The organism is Desulfovibrio sp. SGI.169, assembly GCF_050313595.1.
In the GTDB taxonomy this organism is placed as follows: Bacteria; Desulfobacterota; Desulfovibrionia; order Desulfovibrionales; family Desulfovibrionaceae; genus Desulfovibrio.
Window position 1 is genome coordinate 72,058 of the sequence record NZ_JBNPLS010000011.1, and the last position, 15,697, is coordinate 87,754.

Annotated in this window: 16 protein-coding genes and 1 pseudogene; 9 read left to right on the forward strand and 8 right to left on the reverse strand. The window is 52.3% G+C overall.

Annotated features, from left to right (window positions below):
* Positions 1-119: 119 nt before the first annotated feature.
* The 3 genes from ACQRA4_RS07610 to ACQRA4_RS07620 all read right to left on the reverse strand — a co-directional run bounded on the left by ACQRA4_RS07610 (position 120) and on the right by ACQRA4_RS07620 (position 3,810).
* Positions 120-1,139 (reverse strand): Rpn family recombination-promoting nuclease/putative transposase, encoded by a 1,020-nt coding sequence (locus tag ACQRA4_RS07610; protein ID WP_427822484.1) that lies wholly within the window; start codon positions 1,137-1,139, stop codon positions 120-122.
* An 84-nt stretch (positions 1,140-1,223) separates the two neighbouring features.
* Complete coding sequence (locus tag ACQRA4_RS07615) at positions 1,224-3,470, reverse strand: DNA-primase RepB domain-containing protein (protein WP_427822485.1); 2,247 nt, start codon at positions 3,468-3,470, stop codon at positions 1,224-1,226.
* On the reverse strand, positions 3,436-3,810 hold the full coding sequence (locus ACQRA4_RS07620) for a plasmid mobilization protein (protein WP_427822486.1): 375 nt from the start codon (positions 3,808-3,810) through the stop codon (positions 3,436-3,438). Before ACQRA4_RS07620 ends, ACQRA4_RS07615 begins: the two co-directional genes overlap by 35 nt.
* Positions 3,811-4,011: 201 nt before the next feature.
* On the opposite strand from ACQRA4_RS07620, the gene ACQRA4_RS07625 reads away from it, so the two are divergent.
* From ACQRA4_RS07625 to ACQRA4_RS07635, 3 genes are all read left to right on the forward strand, one after another.
* On the forward strand, positions 4,012-4,350 hold the full coding sequence (locus tag ACQRA4_RS07625) for a hypothetical protein (RefSeq protein WP_427822487.1): 339 nt from the start codon (positions 4,012-4,014) through the stop codon (positions 4,348-4,350).
* A gap of 1 nt (position 4,351) precedes the next feature.
* Complete coding sequence (locus ACQRA4_RS07630) at positions 4,352-4,975, forward strand: hypothetical protein (RefSeq protein ID WP_427822488.1); 624 nt, start codon at positions 4,352-4,354, stop codon at positions 4,973-4,975.
* Positions 4,976-5,187: 212 nt separating this feature from the next.
* Positions 5,188-5,331, forward strand: a complete 144-nt coding sequence (locus ACQRA4_RS07635) for a hypothetical protein (RefSeq protein ID WP_298069114.1) — start codon at positions 5,188-5,190, stop codon at positions 5,329-5,331.
* A 149-nt stretch (positions 5,332-5,480) separates the two neighbouring features.
* Here the strand turns inward: ACQRA4_RS07635 and ACQRA4_RS07640 are convergent, their stop codons facing one another.
* The 3 genes from ACQRA4_RS07640 to ACQRA4_RS07650 are packed head-to-tail and all read right to left on the reverse strand — an operon-like array spanning position 5,481 to position 6,646.
* Positions 5,481-5,840, reverse strand: a complete 360-nt coding sequence (locus ACQRA4_RS07640; protein WP_298069116.1) for a hypothetical protein — start codon at positions 5,838-5,840, stop codon at positions 5,481-5,483.
* Entirely contained in the window at positions 5,833-6,354 is a 522-nt protein-coding gene (locus ACQRA4_RS07645; RefSeq protein ID WP_366517606.1) for an IS5 family transposase, read from the reverse strand. The genes ACQRA4_RS07640 and ACQRA4_RS07645 overlap by 8 nt, the downstream gene beginning before the upstream one ends.
* Complete coding sequence (locus tag ACQRA4_RS07650; protein WP_298069118.1) at positions 6,284-6,646, reverse strand: transposase; 363 nt, start codon at positions 6,644-6,646, stop codon at positions 6,284-6,286. The genes ACQRA4_RS07645 and ACQRA4_RS07650 overlap by 71 nt, the downstream gene beginning before the upstream one ends.
* Before the next feature lie 410 nt (positions 6,647-7,056).
* On the opposite strand from ACQRA4_RS07650, the gene ACQRA4_RS07655 reads away from it, so the two are divergent.
* The 5 genes from ACQRA4_RS07655 to ACQRA4_RS07675 all read left to right on the forward strand — a co-directional run bounded on the left by ACQRA4_RS07655 (position 7,057) and on the right by ACQRA4_RS07675 (position 13,336).
* Positions 7,057-7,965 (forward strand): tyrosine-type recombinase/integrase, encoded by a 909-nt coding sequence (locus ACQRA4_RS07655; protein ID WP_427822489.1) that lies wholly within the window; start codon positions 7,057-7,059, stop codon positions 7,963-7,965.
* Between the two features lie 356 nt (positions 7,966-8,321).
* Positions 8,322-10,082, forward strand: a complete 1,761-nt coding sequence (locus tag ACQRA4_RS07660; RefSeq protein ID WP_298069122.1) for a methyl-accepting chemotaxis protein — start codon at positions 8,322-8,324, stop codon at positions 10,080-10,082.
* A 462-nt stretch (positions 10,083-10,544) separates the two neighbouring features.
* Positions 10,545-12,209: a methyl-accepting chemotaxis protein gene (locus tag ACQRA4_RS07665; protein WP_427822490.1), complete on the forward strand. Its 1,665-nt coding sequence runs from the start codon at positions 10,545-10,547 to the stop codon at positions 12,207-12,209.
* Positions 12,210-12,799: 590 nt separating this feature from the next.
* On the forward strand, positions 12,800-13,012 hold the full coding sequence (locus ACQRA4_RS07670) for a helix-turn-helix transcriptional regulator (RefSeq protein ID WP_366517608.1): 213 nt from the start codon (positions 12,800-12,802) through the stop codon (positions 13,010-13,012).
* 18 nt (positions 13,013-13,030) lie between these two features.
* Positions 13,031-13,336 (forward strand): helix-turn-helix transcriptional regulator, encoded by a 306-nt coding sequence (locus ACQRA4_RS07675; protein WP_298069126.1) that lies wholly within the window; start codon positions 13,031-13,033, stop codon positions 13,334-13,336.
* A gap of 8 nt (positions 13,337-13,344) precedes the next feature.
* Here the strand turns inward: ACQRA4_RS07675 and ACQRA4_RS07680 are convergent, their stop codons facing one another.
* Positions 13,345-14,550 carry a tyrosine-type recombinase/integrase gene (locus ACQRA4_RS07680; protein WP_298069128.1) on the reverse strand — a complete coding sequence of 402 codons (1,206 nt, stop codon included), beginning with the start codon at positions 14,548-14,550 and terminating at the stop codon, positions 13,345-13,347.
* A 60-nt stretch (positions 14,551-14,610) separates the two neighbouring features.
* On the opposite strand from ACQRA4_RS07680, the gene ACQRA4_RS07685 reads away from it, so the two are divergent.
* The gene (locus ACQRA4_RS07685) at positions 14,611-15,072 is read left to right on the forward strand and encodes a hypothetical protein (RefSeq protein ID WP_427822491.1); all 462 of its coding nucleotides are present in this window, start codon (positions 14,611-14,613) and stop codon (positions 15,070-15,072) included.
* A gap of 500 nt (positions 15,073-15,572) precedes the next feature.
* Here the strand turns inward: ACQRA4_RS07685 and ACQRA4_RS07690 are convergent.
* Positions 15,573-15,697, reverse strand: a pseudogene (locus tag ACQRA4_RS07690) (IS5/IS1182 family transposase); the annotation flags it as partial.

Here is a 15,697-nt window from a genome sequence, read left to right on the forward strand (position 1 = left end):
CTTATGGAGCGGCAGGCCGGAGCTGTGTCTCTGTCTGTCGCTCTTTTCGAGTACCCCCCCAAAAAATGCCGCTTGCCTCATAAAGAAACAAACGGCAGTATATTTTACTGAATATGCAATTACATCAGCTTGTCGTCATCTTTTTTGATCTGGTCAATAAACGCCTGCAACGACTCCGCATGGTATGCGGAAAGCGTCAGTTTCCGCAGGGCGTTTGAGTCAGATGAACTCGCAATATAGGAAGTCACGGATTGGGGGAGCGCTCCAAAACGGGCCTCCAGCAAGTCCCGCAAGGCCAACCCTATACCTTCAGCCTTTCCTTCAGCCTTTCCTTCAGCCTTCCCAATTATTACCCCTTGCCGAATGTATTCGTCTTTCCACTGAGCTGCACGTTCTTCCAACATGGCGTCAACCTCCCGCAAGTCTTGAAATTCGGGAATTTCTTCTGTTATGCCAGAGCGTTTAAGGACAACACGAGCCAACCATATTGTAAACGCTCGACGCAAAACCAAGTATTCAGGCCCATGAAGTCGGCTTATCAACCCCTTGACTATCTGCCGAACCTGTTCCGGTTCCTGCGCTCGTTCCAGTCTCAGGAGCTGAGCGACCAGGCCCTTGCTTTTGTCCAGTTCATCTCCTGACACTCGACTTTCGTCCAACAAAAAATGCCGATGCTGGGGACGATAAAATTTCAGGCTCTCCGGCATGGGAGCGAACAATGCCGCCACATCCTGCGGAGCTTTCCATGCCTTGCCTCCATTGTATATAACAATGGGAAACACCGGCGGCAAGCCCTCATTTTCGCGGATATTTCCAGTTTTGACGAGATCGAGCAGCAACAGTGTCGTGTAGGACAGCATTCTCAACGCCATCCAGTGGTCGGGCGTGCTCTGGAACTCCAGGAGCAACGCCACATAACACCATGAACCTTTTTTCCAGCCGACACGCCAGACAATATCGTCATGGCGTTCCCGCAGGTCGTCCGTCACATAACTGCCCGAACAGCGTTCAAGCGTAGAAAAATCAAGGTCCGCGATGAAATCAGCGGGAACAAAATCCCGTAACAGTGATTCCACCATTTCAGGATTGCTGAAAAACTGCTTGTACGCAGAATCATGTGGTATTCGTTCTTTTCCCATATGAATATCCTATCTGAGTAATGCCCGATGGGCAAGATGCTGAACATACTTTTTCCCTGTTATTTCCTCATACTATGTTTCATCCTATTTCATCCGTATACGCTGCTCCTTTTCTTCTGTGCGTTCAATCTTCCTCCACAGTTCCCGATACCGCTCATTCCGCTCCAAGTCCCTGTCTCCGGCGGGGCCGAAGGCGTAATCCGCCGTTCTCTCGGCGTACCGCTGCCAGTTACGCCCGGTCTGCAAGTCCCTAATGGTCGGGGCACAAGCCCGGATGGTTTCTTCCACGGCCTCCCGGCTATGGCCATTGGAGCGAAGTCGCAGAGCGATCATGGCGTCCACGCGGGAGTAGTCCTCAATGGTCAGATGTCTGCGAATGTTCTCCAGATGGGCATAGTAGGCCGCCGCCGGATTGCCGGGCCGCAGATCCGGCGGCTGAAACGTCCGGCGCTCGGTCTTCCGCTTCTCAGCGGCCTCCACGTACTCGCGGTCAATCCTTCTGGCCAGAGCCAACGCCTTGCCGCATTCCCGGCGCTCCGCAAACAGGAGCTTCACTTGCGGGAATGAACCGTCTTCCCGCCGATGCTTCGGCTTGCGGTTCTCAAAGCCCGGCGCACGGTGCGGATGGATGCAGCCGCACAGTTTCTTGTCGCCGTACTCCCGGTTCAAGCGTTCCGTGATGCGGTTGCCCACGTCCCGGTCAAATTCCGTTCCCAGCTTGGGAATGGTCAATAAACACTGGTAATTGCCCGGAGAGCTTTCCAGCACCACAGAGGGCCGAAAACCGTCCTCCTGTAGTTTTTTCAGGCTGTCGCGGGTCATGTCATCAATGAGGATGTGATGCCGGTCATCCGACAGCGGCGTATAGTAGAGGTTTTCGCCACGCCGCTGAAAGCGCAACATTTCCGACATGTGGGCCTCCAACTCGTTCGGGGAAAAGCCTCTGGTCATGCCGCCCTTTTTATCCAGGATGAATGTCTTTTTACCGCCGTCCTCTTCCATTTTTATGCAGGTCACACGATAGCGATCCGCATTCACGGCAGCGGCATATTTTCTGAAATCCATGAGTTCCCGCATGACTTCCATTCCCCTTTCCGGCCTTGGCACAGGAGGCGGGGCGTGTCTTTTTTCTTCCCGTGCCGCCCGATACCGCCAGCGTTCCGCCTCCTTCTCCAAGCCTTTCGCCCGCAGCCAGTTCTCAAAACGCGGCTTGCCTCCGCGCGCTTTTTTCCGGCCTGAACGAAGGAAAAGCCGTTCCTCCCTCTGCTGCACCATCAAACAATGTCGGGCGATATTCAGAACAGGCAAACCGTATTTCGCCAGGCGAGAAAGTGCTCTTTTCCGCTCGAACCTGTGCCGTTCCTTCATCCGGGCAAGCTCGGCATTGCCCGCTGTCTCCATCTTTTTCGGCGTTCCGGCAAACTCTTGCTGATACGCTTTCCACTCTTCGAGATTGACGGAACTCACCGGCTCAGGGGTAATCTTTCCCAGGTCTTCGGGGTACGCACCTTCCTCAAATTCCCCCAACCTTTTGCACAACTTTCCCATGCTGAAAACTCGGTCTACGGAGGATGCTTTCACGGCCTTTTCCCCCACAAAGATGATGGCCCCGGAACCTTTTTTCTCGAAACGCAAACCGACTCCCGCCAGCTTCTCATGCAATTCGGCCCACGATTTCGCGTTTTTGATGATGCCGTGGCCGCGTTCCTGCGCGATGCGCTGGGCGGATTTTTCGCCGGTGGCGTGTTCAAAATCCAAAGCGGCCTGCTTCGGTTTTATCTCGCGGGCCGTCCTTCTTCGCGCCAGCTCACCGTCTTCCAATACCGCATACATGGGGTTTTCTTCGCTGGCCCACCCTTGCTTGTGTTCAATGTGAGCCACGATTTTATGCGCTTCCCGGATGTCCAATCCATTGAAAGGAAGCACGACTTTTTCCGTTTCCGGGTTCATTCTGTTGACCGCGATATGCAGATGATAATTGTCGGTGTCATAGTGCAGGCCATAGACGGTCTGATGTCCGGCCAGCCCCATTTTCTCAAGGAACATATCCACGACTTTCTCCACCTGTTCCCTGGTGGGCTGTTCCCCTTCCTGCCAGGAAAACATCCAGTGCTGCACCGGCATGTGACTGTGGGCCGACTCCCGCGCAAGGGCGATCATTTCCGCTTTTTGGCCCACATGAGTGGCCGAAAGAAAACCTCTTCCACCCGCGTATTCGATTTTCTCCTGCGGATTTCTGTTGTGGGGGTAGCGGATGTAATCCACGAGGTCGCCTATCTGCCACGCCTTGGGCTTTTCAGCTTTCGTGTTCTTGATTTTCTTGACGATCATGATGGCACCGCAACGAGATTTTCTGGATGGCCCAGACCAAATTCCGCAGGACGTCTTCCTGCCGTTCCAGAATGTCTGGAGGCGCTTCGGCCTGCCGAAGCGTATCGAAATTGTGTTTGAGCAGGCCGCCGATACGCCGCAGTTCCGCAACGGTACTCAGGTCCGTATGAGCCGTAAGGGGTCTGCCTCCGAAAAAACGCCGCCGCATGTATTCCGACAGGGACAGCCCGGCGATTTCCGCCAGCTCCGTGAGGCGCGTTTTTTCTCTTTCGGTGACGCGGATCGTCACCCACTTCCGGGCGGCGCTTCGTCCGCCTTCTTCCGTCTTTCTGTCTTTCATGCCTTGGCCTTTGGAATGCGAGAAGCGAAGCGCCGAGCATTCCGGGGATTCCAGGGGGCTTGTCCCCTGGCAGGATGGGGGTTGTGCGTGTAGCACAACCCCCATCCTGCCACGAAGAACCCGCCTCGTGCAGTGGCCAAATTGTATATACGGAGAAATTTCTTGTATGCTGGCGGCACTCTTTCCCAAGGAGGAAATGCTATGGCCCAGAACGCGACAATCCGTCCTCAGCAGATAGAACGGGCAAGAAAACTGCTTCAGGATTTACCGGAGAAAGAAGACAGAAAAACACGCCCGGAAGCGGCGGAACTGCTGGAGAGAGATTTCAGAAAGGCAAAAGAGAAAGGCTACAATCCCAGAGAACTGAGCCAGATGCTCAAGAACGAGGGTATCATCATTCCCGCCTATCTCATAAAGCGATTTTTTGCGGAAAACGGGAATGCTTCCATCCCTCAGAAAAAGGAGACGACACCTGTGGAAAAACAAGCCCCGAAAAAAGCATCTTTTATTGTCCCTGATACTTCAGACGAGGAGCTGTAACATGAACATGCCCATCTTTTATGTTGGAGGAAGCAAAGGCGGCGTCGGCAAGAGCAAGCTGACCTTCGCCCTGATTGACTATCTGCTCGATGATGGAAAACAGGTGCTTCTGCTGGAAAGCGATACCTCGAATCCCGATGTGTACAAGGCCCATCATCAGCATGAAAACGGTATGCTGGTCTGCAAGGAAATAGACCTGGATATTTCAGACGGGTGGATAGAGCTGGTCAATGCGGCTGACGAATTTCCCGACCATTGTCTGGTGATAAATTCCGCAGCCCGGAGCAATACCGGCATTGCCAAATACGGCTCGACTCTGCGTGAAACACTGGCGGAGCTGAATCGAAATCTTGTTACGTTCTGGGTCATCAACCGGCAACGGGATTCCGTCGAATTGCTGCGCGGTTTCCTGAACGTCTTTCCCGATGCGCTGATTCATGTCTGCCGGAATCTGTACTTTGGAAGTCCGGAAAAATTCGAGCTGTATAACCGGTCAAAGTCCAGAGAGATTATCGAACGCAAAGGTCGGACACTGGATTTTTCCGATCTGGGGGACAGAATGGCCGACAAACTGTATTCCGGCAGAATGCCCATCAAAAAGGCTCTGGAAGAACTGCCCATCTGAGATCGCGCTGAACTGCGCCGCTGGAAAAATGCCTGCGCGGAAATGTTCCGTACAGCTCTCAATGAGGTGTAGTCATGGATAAGGAAACCACGGACATTCTGGAAAAACTGCTGGAGCGGAAACTCGAAAACGGGGAGAAAGAACGCCTGCAACGGATATAGGATACTCTACGCATCGGTCCGAATGACGCGCTCTGGGCCATCATCGCGGCTATGGAATATCCGCGCATTTATTATGAGGAACTACCGGAGAAAATCCGCGCCGTCACATCCGGAATTTTTGAGGACATTGCCGAGGCTTCGGAAAAAGAGGTTGCGCTGGCGCAGAGCCGCCTGGCGGAAAGCGTAGTGAAATAGGCGGAAAGTCTGTCTCGAAAATATCATATCATATCCATACATGGATGACATGGGGAGCCGCCGCATCTTTTTTACTGCTGCTCTACGGAAGTCTCCTGCTGTGGGTCGGATTCCGGCTTGGTTCGAGGCAGGTGCAGCCGCCCGCCCTGTTACGGATGCCTGCGGGAATCATTCTGGCCGCAATCTGCCTCTGCTGCGGCATCTTTTTCGGGATGCTCGCCGCAAAAAAATTCTCCGAAGAAAATCGGGTCTGGCGTAAATTCCTGCTGGCGGCAATCGCCTGCATCGCGTCGGGAGGATGTATCATCGCATTGACTTTGATATAATATTCCCTCTTGTCTCATACATAAAAAAGATGCCGTGCGATAAAAATCTTCACACGGCATTCTCTTTTTTATCAAGAGCGAATACAAGCAAAAAACTTTCACAGCAAGAGCATTTATGGAATCAGATTCAAAAATATTTTCTTTTTTCCTTAGAGAATGTCCGGCATACACCTTGCTATGCAAGTTTTCTCCAAAGAATGCAGGCCAGAGCAAGGTAAAGCAGCCCCATAAAATTGACGAGGTAACAACAGTAGCGAGTGCGTAGGCTCCGAAATCCCTTCGACCAGGCGAATGTCCGTTCCACTACCCAACGGCGGGCAGGATTGCTCCGGCGTTCACGGACTTCTTCCCAACGGCTGCGGATATGCTCCTCAAATCCGTTAACATAGACTTCCTCGCTGACTCGCGGATAATCATACCCCTTGTCCAGACAGAGGTGTCGAACTTCAGCCCCCAGAAACCAGCCACCCATTTTCCGAAAGTTTTTCAGGGTTTCTCCTATCAGGCGGCTGTCATGTATATTGGCGCCTGTGGCCGTCACTCCCAACGGAATACCCTGACCGTCCACATGAAGATGGATTTTGCCGCCGCTTCGTCCTCTGTCCGTCGGGTTGCGTCCGAGCCCCTCAGCCGCTGATTTTTTGAGAGCGCGTCGGCGCTTGCAGCAAGGTGCCGTCCATAGCTTGCCATTGGGCATCTACACCGACTTTTTCCCCATATTCCGCAAGGAATATACGAAAAATCTCCGCCATGACACCGGCTTTGCTCCAGCGTTGGAAGTGCTCGTGGACAGTGCTTTTTGCGCCATAGCAGGCGGGAAGCATGGCCCATTGGCATCCACTCCGGCATTTGTAGAGAATCCCGGCAAGAATTATGCGCTGTGAAATCGGCTTGCCGCCGCCACTTCTTTTTCGCTTGAATGGTGCAAGAAGGGGCTCGATACGTTCCCACAGTTCCTCAGGCACATCACGAAAATCTGTCTGTTTCATGAGACGAGCTTACCTTTTTTTAAATCAAAAAACATGCCGGACATCCTCTTAATAAGCTCTATGTTACCGGAATAAAACCTTCAATAGCGTATGCTTTCAGCAAGTATACAACAATTCAACAGGACAGGAGAAAAACATGACACAGGCCGTCCTTCTTTTCCCATGCGGAACCGGCGCAAACACCCCAATGCGGCTTATACGGGTTTGCCGTAGTTTTATGGTCCATCGTCAATCTTTTATCAGGAGAACGCCGCATGGTTCGCCGCCGTCCGTCAGTTTCCTCCGCAAGCTCGCCGTCTTTGCCGGTCAAAAGGAACAGCGGGCAACCGGAGCGCAACACCTTCAATTTTGATGGTTTTGTTTCATCTGTCTACCTGCCGCATATCCGCTTGCGCAAACGGAGCTGGAGCGTGGATGAACGCATTGCGCGGCAGCATTTATCCCCGACGTTCGGAGCGCGGGAACTTGCCGACATACAACGTCACGAAGTGGAAGACTGGCTGCACGGACTGTCGTCCAGCGGTTTGGCTCCGGCCACCTGCAACCGTATTCTGGCGGCCTTCAAGACAATCTGCTCTCTGGCCGTAATGCGTGGTCTTCTGCCCGCAGGACAATCCCCATGCACGGGAGTCTCGCCTTTCAAAATCCACGCGCAGCGGGAACGCTACCTCTCGCGGGATGAGGCACAACGGCTCATGCGGGCGCTGGAAAAAAGCGACCGGCAGGAGTCCTTTGCCATCCGCCTGCTTCTGCTGACCGGCGCACGCAAAAACGAAATCCTCAAAGCGCGCTGGGAACATGTCCGTCTGGATCAGCGCCTGCTCACCGTGCCGCTGTCCAAGTCCGGCAAGCCGCGCCATATTCCGCTGTCCGACGAGGCCATAGCGGTTATTCGCGCCATTCCACGCCAGCCAGGCAATCCGTGGCTGTTTCCCGGCCGTGCTCCGGGAAAGCCCCTCAGCGACCTCTATCTGTTCTGGAACAAACTCCGGCGGGAATTGGGACTTGCCGATGTGCGTATTCACGACTTGAGGCACACCTTCGCCTCGTTTCTGGTCAATGCGGGGCACTCTCTCTATGAAGTGCAAAAACTGCTGGGGCACGGCGATCCGCGAACCACCATGCGTTATGCCCATCTGGGGCAGGCGTCATTGCTGGCGGCGACTGAGACAGTGAGCTGCTTTTTCATCCCGTCCAAACGCGGCAACAGCGGACAGGGCCTTTTTCTTCCTCCCGCCGGGAGAAATCCTTTTTGGGAAACGGCGCACCCTGATTGCATAGGGAGAGGATACAAGGAAACAGGACAACGTGCCCCATGAAAAGATAGCCAACCGTAAATGAAAAAGGAGGGATGGAGACTTTTCTGGGTAACTTTGGGTGCCTTCTGACTTGTCGGGCTGTCTTCGGACATGTGCGGACTGCTCATCGACAGGCACACTGTCGATGATGTTTAGAAAATCAATATAGTAGGGTAGGCTTGTTGGCAATATCTGTTTTTGGAAAAAAGTTCCCATATTTTGGACCTGAAAAAACTTTGTAAAGTCATCAGGTTATAGCTTTCTGGTTTTTCTTTTTTCCGCAAAAAATCGACAGTGTGCCTGTCGATAGTATTGCTGACAGAAGAATTCAAATTTCCCTTGAAGAGAGTGGTAATCCACGAATAAAGGAGATTATAATGACTTGGAATAATTTACCAATATCCAGGAAGATTGCTCTTCTCATGGGAACCTTGCTCGTTGTCATCTGCGGCCTCATGGTTACATCATACATAACCGTCAACCGCTTGGTTCGGGGAACCAATTCGATCAATGAAACTGAAACGATTTCGACGATCATGCTACTACGCGAGATTGACCACTTGAAATGGATTACTTCATTGCAGCGCTTTATTTTTGACGAAGATATGAAGGAATTGGATATTCAAGTGGATCACCATAAGTGTACTTTGGGCAAGTGGTACTACGGAGAAGACCGCAAATCCGTTGAAAACCGTTTTCCGCAGTTACGTAAAATTCTGAGCGAAATGGATGAACCACATGCCGCTTTGCATATGTCTGCCGATGTTATCCGAAATTTGAAAAACGAAGGCAAGTTCCATGATGCGAAAGCGTATTATATGGATGTTTCCTTGCGGAGTCTCGGAGAAGTGCAAAAACTTCTTTCCGAGTTGAATGACGCCATGCGGAAGGAAAAGGCTGCCGGCCTCGAACAGATGCGGATCGCCGAATATCATTCTCTCGTCGAGTTGGGCCTGGCAGGCGGCTTGGGTATTATTCTGACGGCGGTGATCCTTCTGGTCATTTCGCGGACAGTGACAGCGCCTATTATCAGGCTTGCGACGTACGCCGACAAAGTTGCCGCCGGTGAGTATAGTGCCCATTTCGATTGCGACACCGTCAGAAAAGATGAAATTGGGCGGCTGGCTTCGTGTACCGGGCGTATGGTCGACAGCATGGTGACGGCATTGCGCCGGGCTGACGAAGAAGCGATGGCGGCACAGGCAAGTTCCCGCAAGGTGGAAGAGGCGCTATTACGAACAGAGGAGGCGCAGCGCGAAGCGGAAACAGCAAGGCATAACGCCATGCTTACCGTCGTGGGGCATCTTGAAGATGCGGTGCATATCGTTTCTTCCGCCTCCACTGAACTGACCACCCAGGTTGAGCAAGCTAGCCAAGGCGCGTCCGAATCAGCCAATCGCCTGTCCGAAGCGGCCACGGCCATGAATGAAATGAGCGCCACCGTGCGGGAAGTGGCCAGGAACGCCGGTTCCGCTTCCGCCGTCTCCGCTGAAACCAGAGAAAAGGCCGAGGCAGGCGCGCGGGTGGTGGAAAAGGCCGTGCGTAGCATCGAAGAAGTTCATCAGTTGTCCCTGGACCTCAAGGCGGACATGGCTCAGCTCAACGAGCACGCCCGGGATATCACCCGGATCATGGGCGTCATCTCGGACATCGCGGACCAGACCAACCTGCTGGCCCTCAACGCGGCCATTGAGGCGGCCCGTGCGGGAGAGGCCGGGCGCGGCTTTGCCGTGGTGGCCGACGAGGTGCGCAAATTGGCTGAAAAGACTATGACCTCCACCCAGGATGTGGGCAACGCTATCAAGGCCATTCAGGAGAGCACGGCCAAAAGCATGACCGGTGTGGACAACGCTGTGGAACGTATCGGCGAGGCCACGGAGCTGGCCAATCAGTCCGGTCATGCCTTGCAGGAAATCGTGGCCACCGCGGAAGTCACCAGTGATCAGGTCAACGCCATAGCCACGGCCAGTGAGGAGCAGTCCGCAGCTGGCGAGGAGATCAACCAGTCCATTGTTCAGGCCAACGACAGATCCCGCCAGACTGCGGAGGTCATGATTCAGGCCGCCCAGGCGGTGTCCGATCTGGCGGCTCAGGCTCAGAGACTTATGAAGTTGATCCGGGATATGAAAACAGCCTAAGTGAGGTTTGACATGACTGTGGGAAAGAAAATCAGTGGTGGATTCTGCATTATCCTGTTATTGACTCTTGTGCTGGGATATCTTGCTATAAGTGCAATGCAGGATGGAGTAAAAACGTCTGAAAATATCAGCAAAGATCGTGTTCCACGTTTTACTGTTGCGTCTTCTTTGGAAAGCGATATTTTGGAATATGCCAGACTGTATTTCATGTTCGAGACATACAAGAGTGATGAATATATCGAAAAACTTGAAAGACAAAATGAGATTATTAAAGATGACATTATAAGACTGCAAGAATTGCAAAATAAACATCCATATCCAGATACAGGCGTTTTTTTGGACAAATTTCCCAAAGATCTGGAAGCATATCTGGAGGTTATGCGTTCATGTATTGTTTTGATTCAAAGCATTCAGGAAAACAATGTTGCCGGACTGCGGGCGGGTAAGGCCTCTGAAGTGAGCTTGGAAAAGTTGATCGCTGCTCTCGGCAGAGACTCCCGTTTTCTCATGGAAGCGGGGCAGGGCTCTCAGGCCGCCATACTTACGCAGTATATGTCCACTGTTTCCGCTGACCTTACGGATGTGGGCAATCTCATCAAGGACGCGCTGGTCGCCCAGACTATGAATGATGAGGCGCTATTTTCCAAACTTGGAGAGAAAAGCGCGGTCGTCATTAAACACCTTGAGGAGTTGCGGGGAAAATTTGACAGGCGGGAATATAGCGACCTGTTGGAACAGTCCATCGCCGCCTCACAGGGTATGGGCAAGCAAATTGAACAATTGCAGGCAATACACAAGCAACTGAGGGAACATTCCAAAAACAGGCTTGAATTGTACAATTCCCTGAAACAGCAGACCCTCAGTCTGAGCACGGCTGTTGCCGACAACACCCAAAATGAGGTGAACAGGGCTGCGGAAACGCTGAGCGCTTCCACAACGCAGACCATCATAATTTTGATCGGCGTCTTGGTTCTCGGCATCGGCGCCTCCCTTTTTATCACCAGGATGATCGTCAAGCCTCTGGTGGTCACCCAGGCTTTCGCCAAGGCTGTTGCCGACGGCGATCTGGAAAAAAAACTGGATATACACGGCACTGATGAGATCGGCATGCTGGCGGATGATTTGCGCCAGATGGTGACCAGCCTGAAGGAGAATATCAACGAGGCCCAGAGAAAATCCCGGGAGGCTCAGACAGCCATGGAAGAAGCCAGGGAAGCCATGGGCCGGGCGGAAGAGGCTGCCCGCAGGGCTGAAAACGCCAAGCGGGAAGGCATGTTGGCCGCCGCCGGGCAACTGGAAGGTATGGTGGATATCATTTCCTCTGCCTCAACGGAGCTTTCCTCCCAGATCGAGCAATCGAACAGAACCGCCGCGGAGTCCGCGCGGCATCTTTCCGAAGCGGCCACAGCCATGAACGAGATGAACTCCACGGTTCAGGATGTCGCCAAAAATGCCAGCAACGCCTCAGGCGCTTCCAGCGACACCAAGCAGAGAGCCGAAGCGGGGGCACAGGTTGTGCACGAAGTGGTGCGGAGCATCGGCGAAGTTCAGAACGTATCCATTCATTTGAAAGAAGAGATGGAGCAGTTGAACGCCCATGCGCAGGCTATCACTCAGATCATGAGCGTTATTTCCGATATAGCCGATCAGACCAATCTGCTGGCGCTCAATGCCGCCATTGAGGCGGCGCGGGCCGGTGATGCCGGGCGCGGCTTCGCTGTGGTGGCCGATGAAGTGCGCAAGCTGGCTGAAAAAACCATGTCCTCCACCCAGGATGTAGGCAACGCCATCTCGGTTATTCAGGAAAGCACTGCCAAAAGTATGGAGGCTATGGACAACGCGGTGTCGCGAATTTCTGACGCCACGGAACTGGCCAATCAGTCCGGCGCGGCCCTGCGGGAAATTGTCAGCACGGCGGACGACACCTTTGACCGGATCCAGGCCATCGCCACAGCCAGCGAGGAGCAGTCCGCCGCCAGCGAGGAAATCAACCGTTCCATCATCACGGTCAACGACATGTCCAGGCAAACAGCCAGCTCTATGACGGAAGCCGCCAAGGCCGTGGCTGATCTGGCCGCGCAGGCGCAGTCCCTTACCGGGCTGATCCAGGAAATGAAAAAAGCATAACGGACTCTGGACATCCTACTGCTGGTAACCGAAAAAGGTGTGCTCCCTCAGGGAGTACACCTTTTTCGGCTTGGCCGCGCCGAGCGCAGGCGGTCAATAAAAAGAAGCTCCTGTGTACTTCGTCTTATATCCTATCCTTTCCCTTCGCACAATGCGAAAAGAATAAAGCCGATTACTGGATATCTACCCCAAGTGAAACACGGATCCTCTTGAGGCTTTCTGATTCTTCTCTGCCCACAATCAGCCCTTATTTAACAACATCAACCACACATTCAGTTGATTTATTTAATTTTTTAAAAAATTTAAGAAGTATATAAATTGGCCACTGCCCGGCCTGATTTCTCCATGCTACACACGATTCAATCCCTTTTGAGTCTGTCTTAGCCATTAATAAGGAGAAGTTATGTTGGAGCTACTGACCAAGAAAGAACAAGATGTTGTCAATCTACTGATGAAAGGTACAACACCAAAAAAAAATTTCTCATGAACTGTACACATCACACAAACTTATACACCTGCATCTTTCTCGTATCCGCAAAAAGTTTTCTGTGCATACTACGATAGAAATCATGCGTTGTATCGGGGATATGATGGATTACCCCAAGTACCCCATAAAACTTACACCTCGCGGAGCGGAAGTATTTCGACTGTCTCTCGGCGGATTCAGTACCACAGAAATCGCCAACTGCCTGAAAATCACACGAAGTGGCGTCCGGCGGCATAGAGAAAAAATGCTCATGGCAAATGGATGTAATTCCATACTGGAATTGGTTGCAAAATATTACGGGACATACGCTGAGTAATATTCTCAAGGATGTTTCATGGAAGCTGACGGACGTACTATTATCATTTCCACGCCGGAAGAACTATTTCCCCTTATTACGGAAGCCGTGCAACTCGCCGTTTATGAGAATACCCGAAATACTTCTAACGGCCCTCCTCAAAAGTTGCTTGCTCCCAAGGATGTGGAAAGGGAGTTTGGCATTCGCCAAAAAACGCTCGCCTACTGGCGTCAGGAAGGTATCGGCCCAGCCTATACGACCTTTGGCAGGCGCGTCTTCTATGAACGCGCTGTACTGGAAAAGTATATTGCCTCTGGACGTATCCAAACTTCGGAATCAAGATGATGGATTTTTCAGGCCAGCATATCCCCTATGATGGAGAGCTTTTCGTTTTCCTGTCCGGGGAACAGATGAGCATACCTCATCGTCATGGTGATATTCTTGTGGCGCATGAGTTTTTGCAACTCCATGAGCGTGACCTTGCCGGACTGCGCCAGCCAGGAGGCAAAAGTATGCCTCATGGTATGCAGGGTGACTGCGTACAAGCTGTCACCGTCTTTCGGAGCCAGTCCGAGCTTTCTGACGGCGGTCTGGAAGCAGGCGGGCGTTTTCTCAAACGCCACCTTTTTGCGGGGCTGCTGGAAGATGGGTTCCACTGGCTTGCGCCTGTACGCCTGAAGCATCCGGATCATATCTTCCGGTACACGGACGAAGACACGTTTTCCCCCTTTCTGAATGATATAAAGGCCGCAGGCGTTGGCATCCACGTCCTGCCCACGCAGCTTGAAAATCTCCGTGGGCCGGAGGCCCGTTCGCAACGAGAGCAAGGCCATGTCGTGCAACTGCGGATGACGCTTTTCGAGATCGTCCAGAAGAGCCTTAGCCTCTTCTTTGGTCAGGAAGCGCAATCTTTCATTGTTGGCCTTGACCATCTTCCATGTGCCGCCCTTGGTGGACAGCGGATTGACCCCATTCCATACGCCGGTGGCGATGGCACGGTTTATGGCGGAACGCATGAACGAGAAGATATTGTTCACGGTCTGCCCGGCCAGTGTTTTCCGCTTCCCTGTTCCGGGGTTGGAACTTCCTGCGCCCTTTTTCCGCTTTGTATTCCCGGTAGGCGTTTTCAGGAGCTGCGCCTTGAGATTGGAAAGCAGATTCGGGTTCAGTTCAACGACAGGGAGAGCATGAATTTTGGCCTTGAGATGGGCGCTGTATTGGCTATAATGCTGGTCAACATACTTTCCTTCGCTTCTGCCCCAGGCAAGGTAGGCATCAACGATCTCCCCGATGGTGATTTTATCCCGTTCAATGGGATTGACGCCGGTGGCCTCAAACTCGGCAAGGAATTTTGCCCGCTCTTTTCTGGCTGTGGATGGGCGTATGCCTTTACTGTGTCTGCCGACGGTTTTCCAGTGGCCTTTGCCTTCGTGGTCAGCGTACCAGAAGGCATAGATGAGATCGGGCTTGCCTGTGCGCGGATCACGCTTGGCGGACTCGCGGCAGAAAACGCCCTCGAACTTGGTTTTTATGTATTTTCGGCTAGTTGTGCTTTGCATGAAAGCAGGATAGCCAGTGAAATCTATTTCTGCAAGATGCTTATCCAGAACTTATCCAAAATGGATTTTTGGGATAAAAATCTTGAAGATAATTTATTGAATTTATTGATTATTTATCTCTTACTACTGGCGATATGTGACCGAGAGAGAGAGAGAGAGAGAGAGAGAGAGAGAGAGAGAGAGAGACTTCTGGTCATCGAAGTCCCAAGTGCCAGCGATGCATTGATAACACTTTATAATAATACAGCTTTTTCTACATTTACATATTGGAGTTGCCATCTTTATCTCTTTACAGAAAAAACTTTGCGTATGTACGCTGAAAAAGCAGGTTTTACAACTGTCAAGATGCTGCAGTATCAGCGCTACCCATTGGCAAATCATCTATTTTGGCTGGCGCAGGGAAAGCCCGGCGGACAACATGTATGGATGCTTTTCAACCGGCCTGGATTGATTGAAGAATATGAAAAAGTATTGGCAGAAAATAAACTTTGCGATACTGTTATTGGCATTTTTACCTGCTGACAGGACATGATTTTATGATTGTTTGCCTGTTCCCTTTTTCCTTTCGAACTACAGTCGCTCTGGTTCTGTGCATGCCTGAAGTATGTGTCACAGCGCGGCAAACTTCCGCTTTACGGCAATGGCGAAAGTGCCTTCGGTTGTAAATACATCACAGACGAACTTCTGAATATCTGTTTGCCGCAAAAACTCTTATCCGCCGCACGGCAGCGAATCCCACTCTGGATTCATGGCAGGCTGAAGAGGTAGCCCGCAAAAGGTCCGAGCATGGCCGGTCGCCCGACTACGGGGCCGGCCCCAACCAAGATAGCGCCCCCGCGGGCCCATGACGCGCAGCCAGACGCCGCCCATGGCGCTGAGAGCGATATAGACCAGCCCCACGGGTTTTTCGGGCGTACCGCCGTCCGGCTGGAATCGGATTCCGTGCGCGCCGGAGCGCAAGGCGAACGCGCTTATCCTGTTCCGGCTTGCCATCACGGCCCGAAGGCTAGGTTCAGGACTCATTAATTTAGATAAAAGATGAAGACAAAGGCCAAGCATATTGCCGAATGGAAGGTGTGGGCACAGCGGTCGTATCGTATGGCAATTCTTCGCCAATCCTTAAGACGGCCAAACATAATCTCAATTT

Bases quoted from the DNA above. Each gene is read 5' to 3' on its own strand.
- ACQRA4_RS07610 (WP_427822484.1), bottom strand. From the start codon at position 1,139: ATGGGAAAAGAACGAATACCACATGATTCTGCGTACAAGCAGTTTTTC.
- ACQRA4_RS07615 (WP_427822485.1), bottom strand. From the start codon at position 3,470: ATGATCGTCAAGAAAATCAAGAACACGAAAGCTGAAAAGCCCAAGGCG.
- ACQRA4_RS07620 (WP_427822486.1), bottom strand. From the start codon at position 3,810: ATGAAAGACAGAAAGACGGAAGAAGGCGGACGAAGCGCCGCCCGGAAG.
- ACQRA4_RS07625 (WP_427822487.1), top strand. From the start codon at position 4,012: ATGGCCCAGAACGCGACAATCCGTCCTCAGCAGATAGAACGGGCAAGA.
- ACQRA4_RS07630 (WP_427822488.1), top strand. From the start codon at position 4,352: ATGAACATGCCCATCTTTTATGTTGGAGGAAGCAAAGGCGGCGTCGGC.
- ACQRA4_RS07635 (WP_298069114.1), top strand. From the start codon at position 5,188: ATGGAATATCCGCGCATTTATTATGAGGAACTACCGGAGAAAATCCGC.
- ACQRA4_RS07645 (WP_366517606.1), bottom strand. From the start codon at position 6,354: ATGCCCAATGGCAAGCTATGGACGGCACCTTGCTGCAAGCGCCGACGC.
- ACQRA4_RS07650 (WP_298069118.1), bottom strand. From the start codon at position 6,646: ATGAAACAGACAGATTTTCGTGATGTGCCTGAGGAACTGTGGGAACGT.
- ACQRA4_RS07660 (WP_298069122.1), top strand. From the start codon at position 8,322: ATGACTTGGAATAATTTACCAATATCCAGGAAGATTGCTCTTCTCATG.
- ACQRA4_RS07670 (WP_366517608.1), top strand. From the start codon at position 12,800: ATGGATTACCCCAAGTACCCCATAAAACTTACACCTCGCGGAGCGGAA.
- ACQRA4_RS07675 (WP_298069126.1), top strand. From the start codon at position 13,031: ATGGAAGCTGACGGACGTACTATTATCATTTCCACGCCGGAAGAACTA.
- ACQRA4_RS07680 (WP_298069128.1), bottom strand. From the start codon at position 14,550: ATGCAAAGCACAACTAGCCGAAAATACATAAAAACCAAGTTCGAGGGC.
- ACQRA4_RS07685 (WP_427822491.1), top strand. From the start codon at position 14,611: ATGGATTTTTGGGATAAAAATCTTGAAGATAATTTATTGAATTTATTG.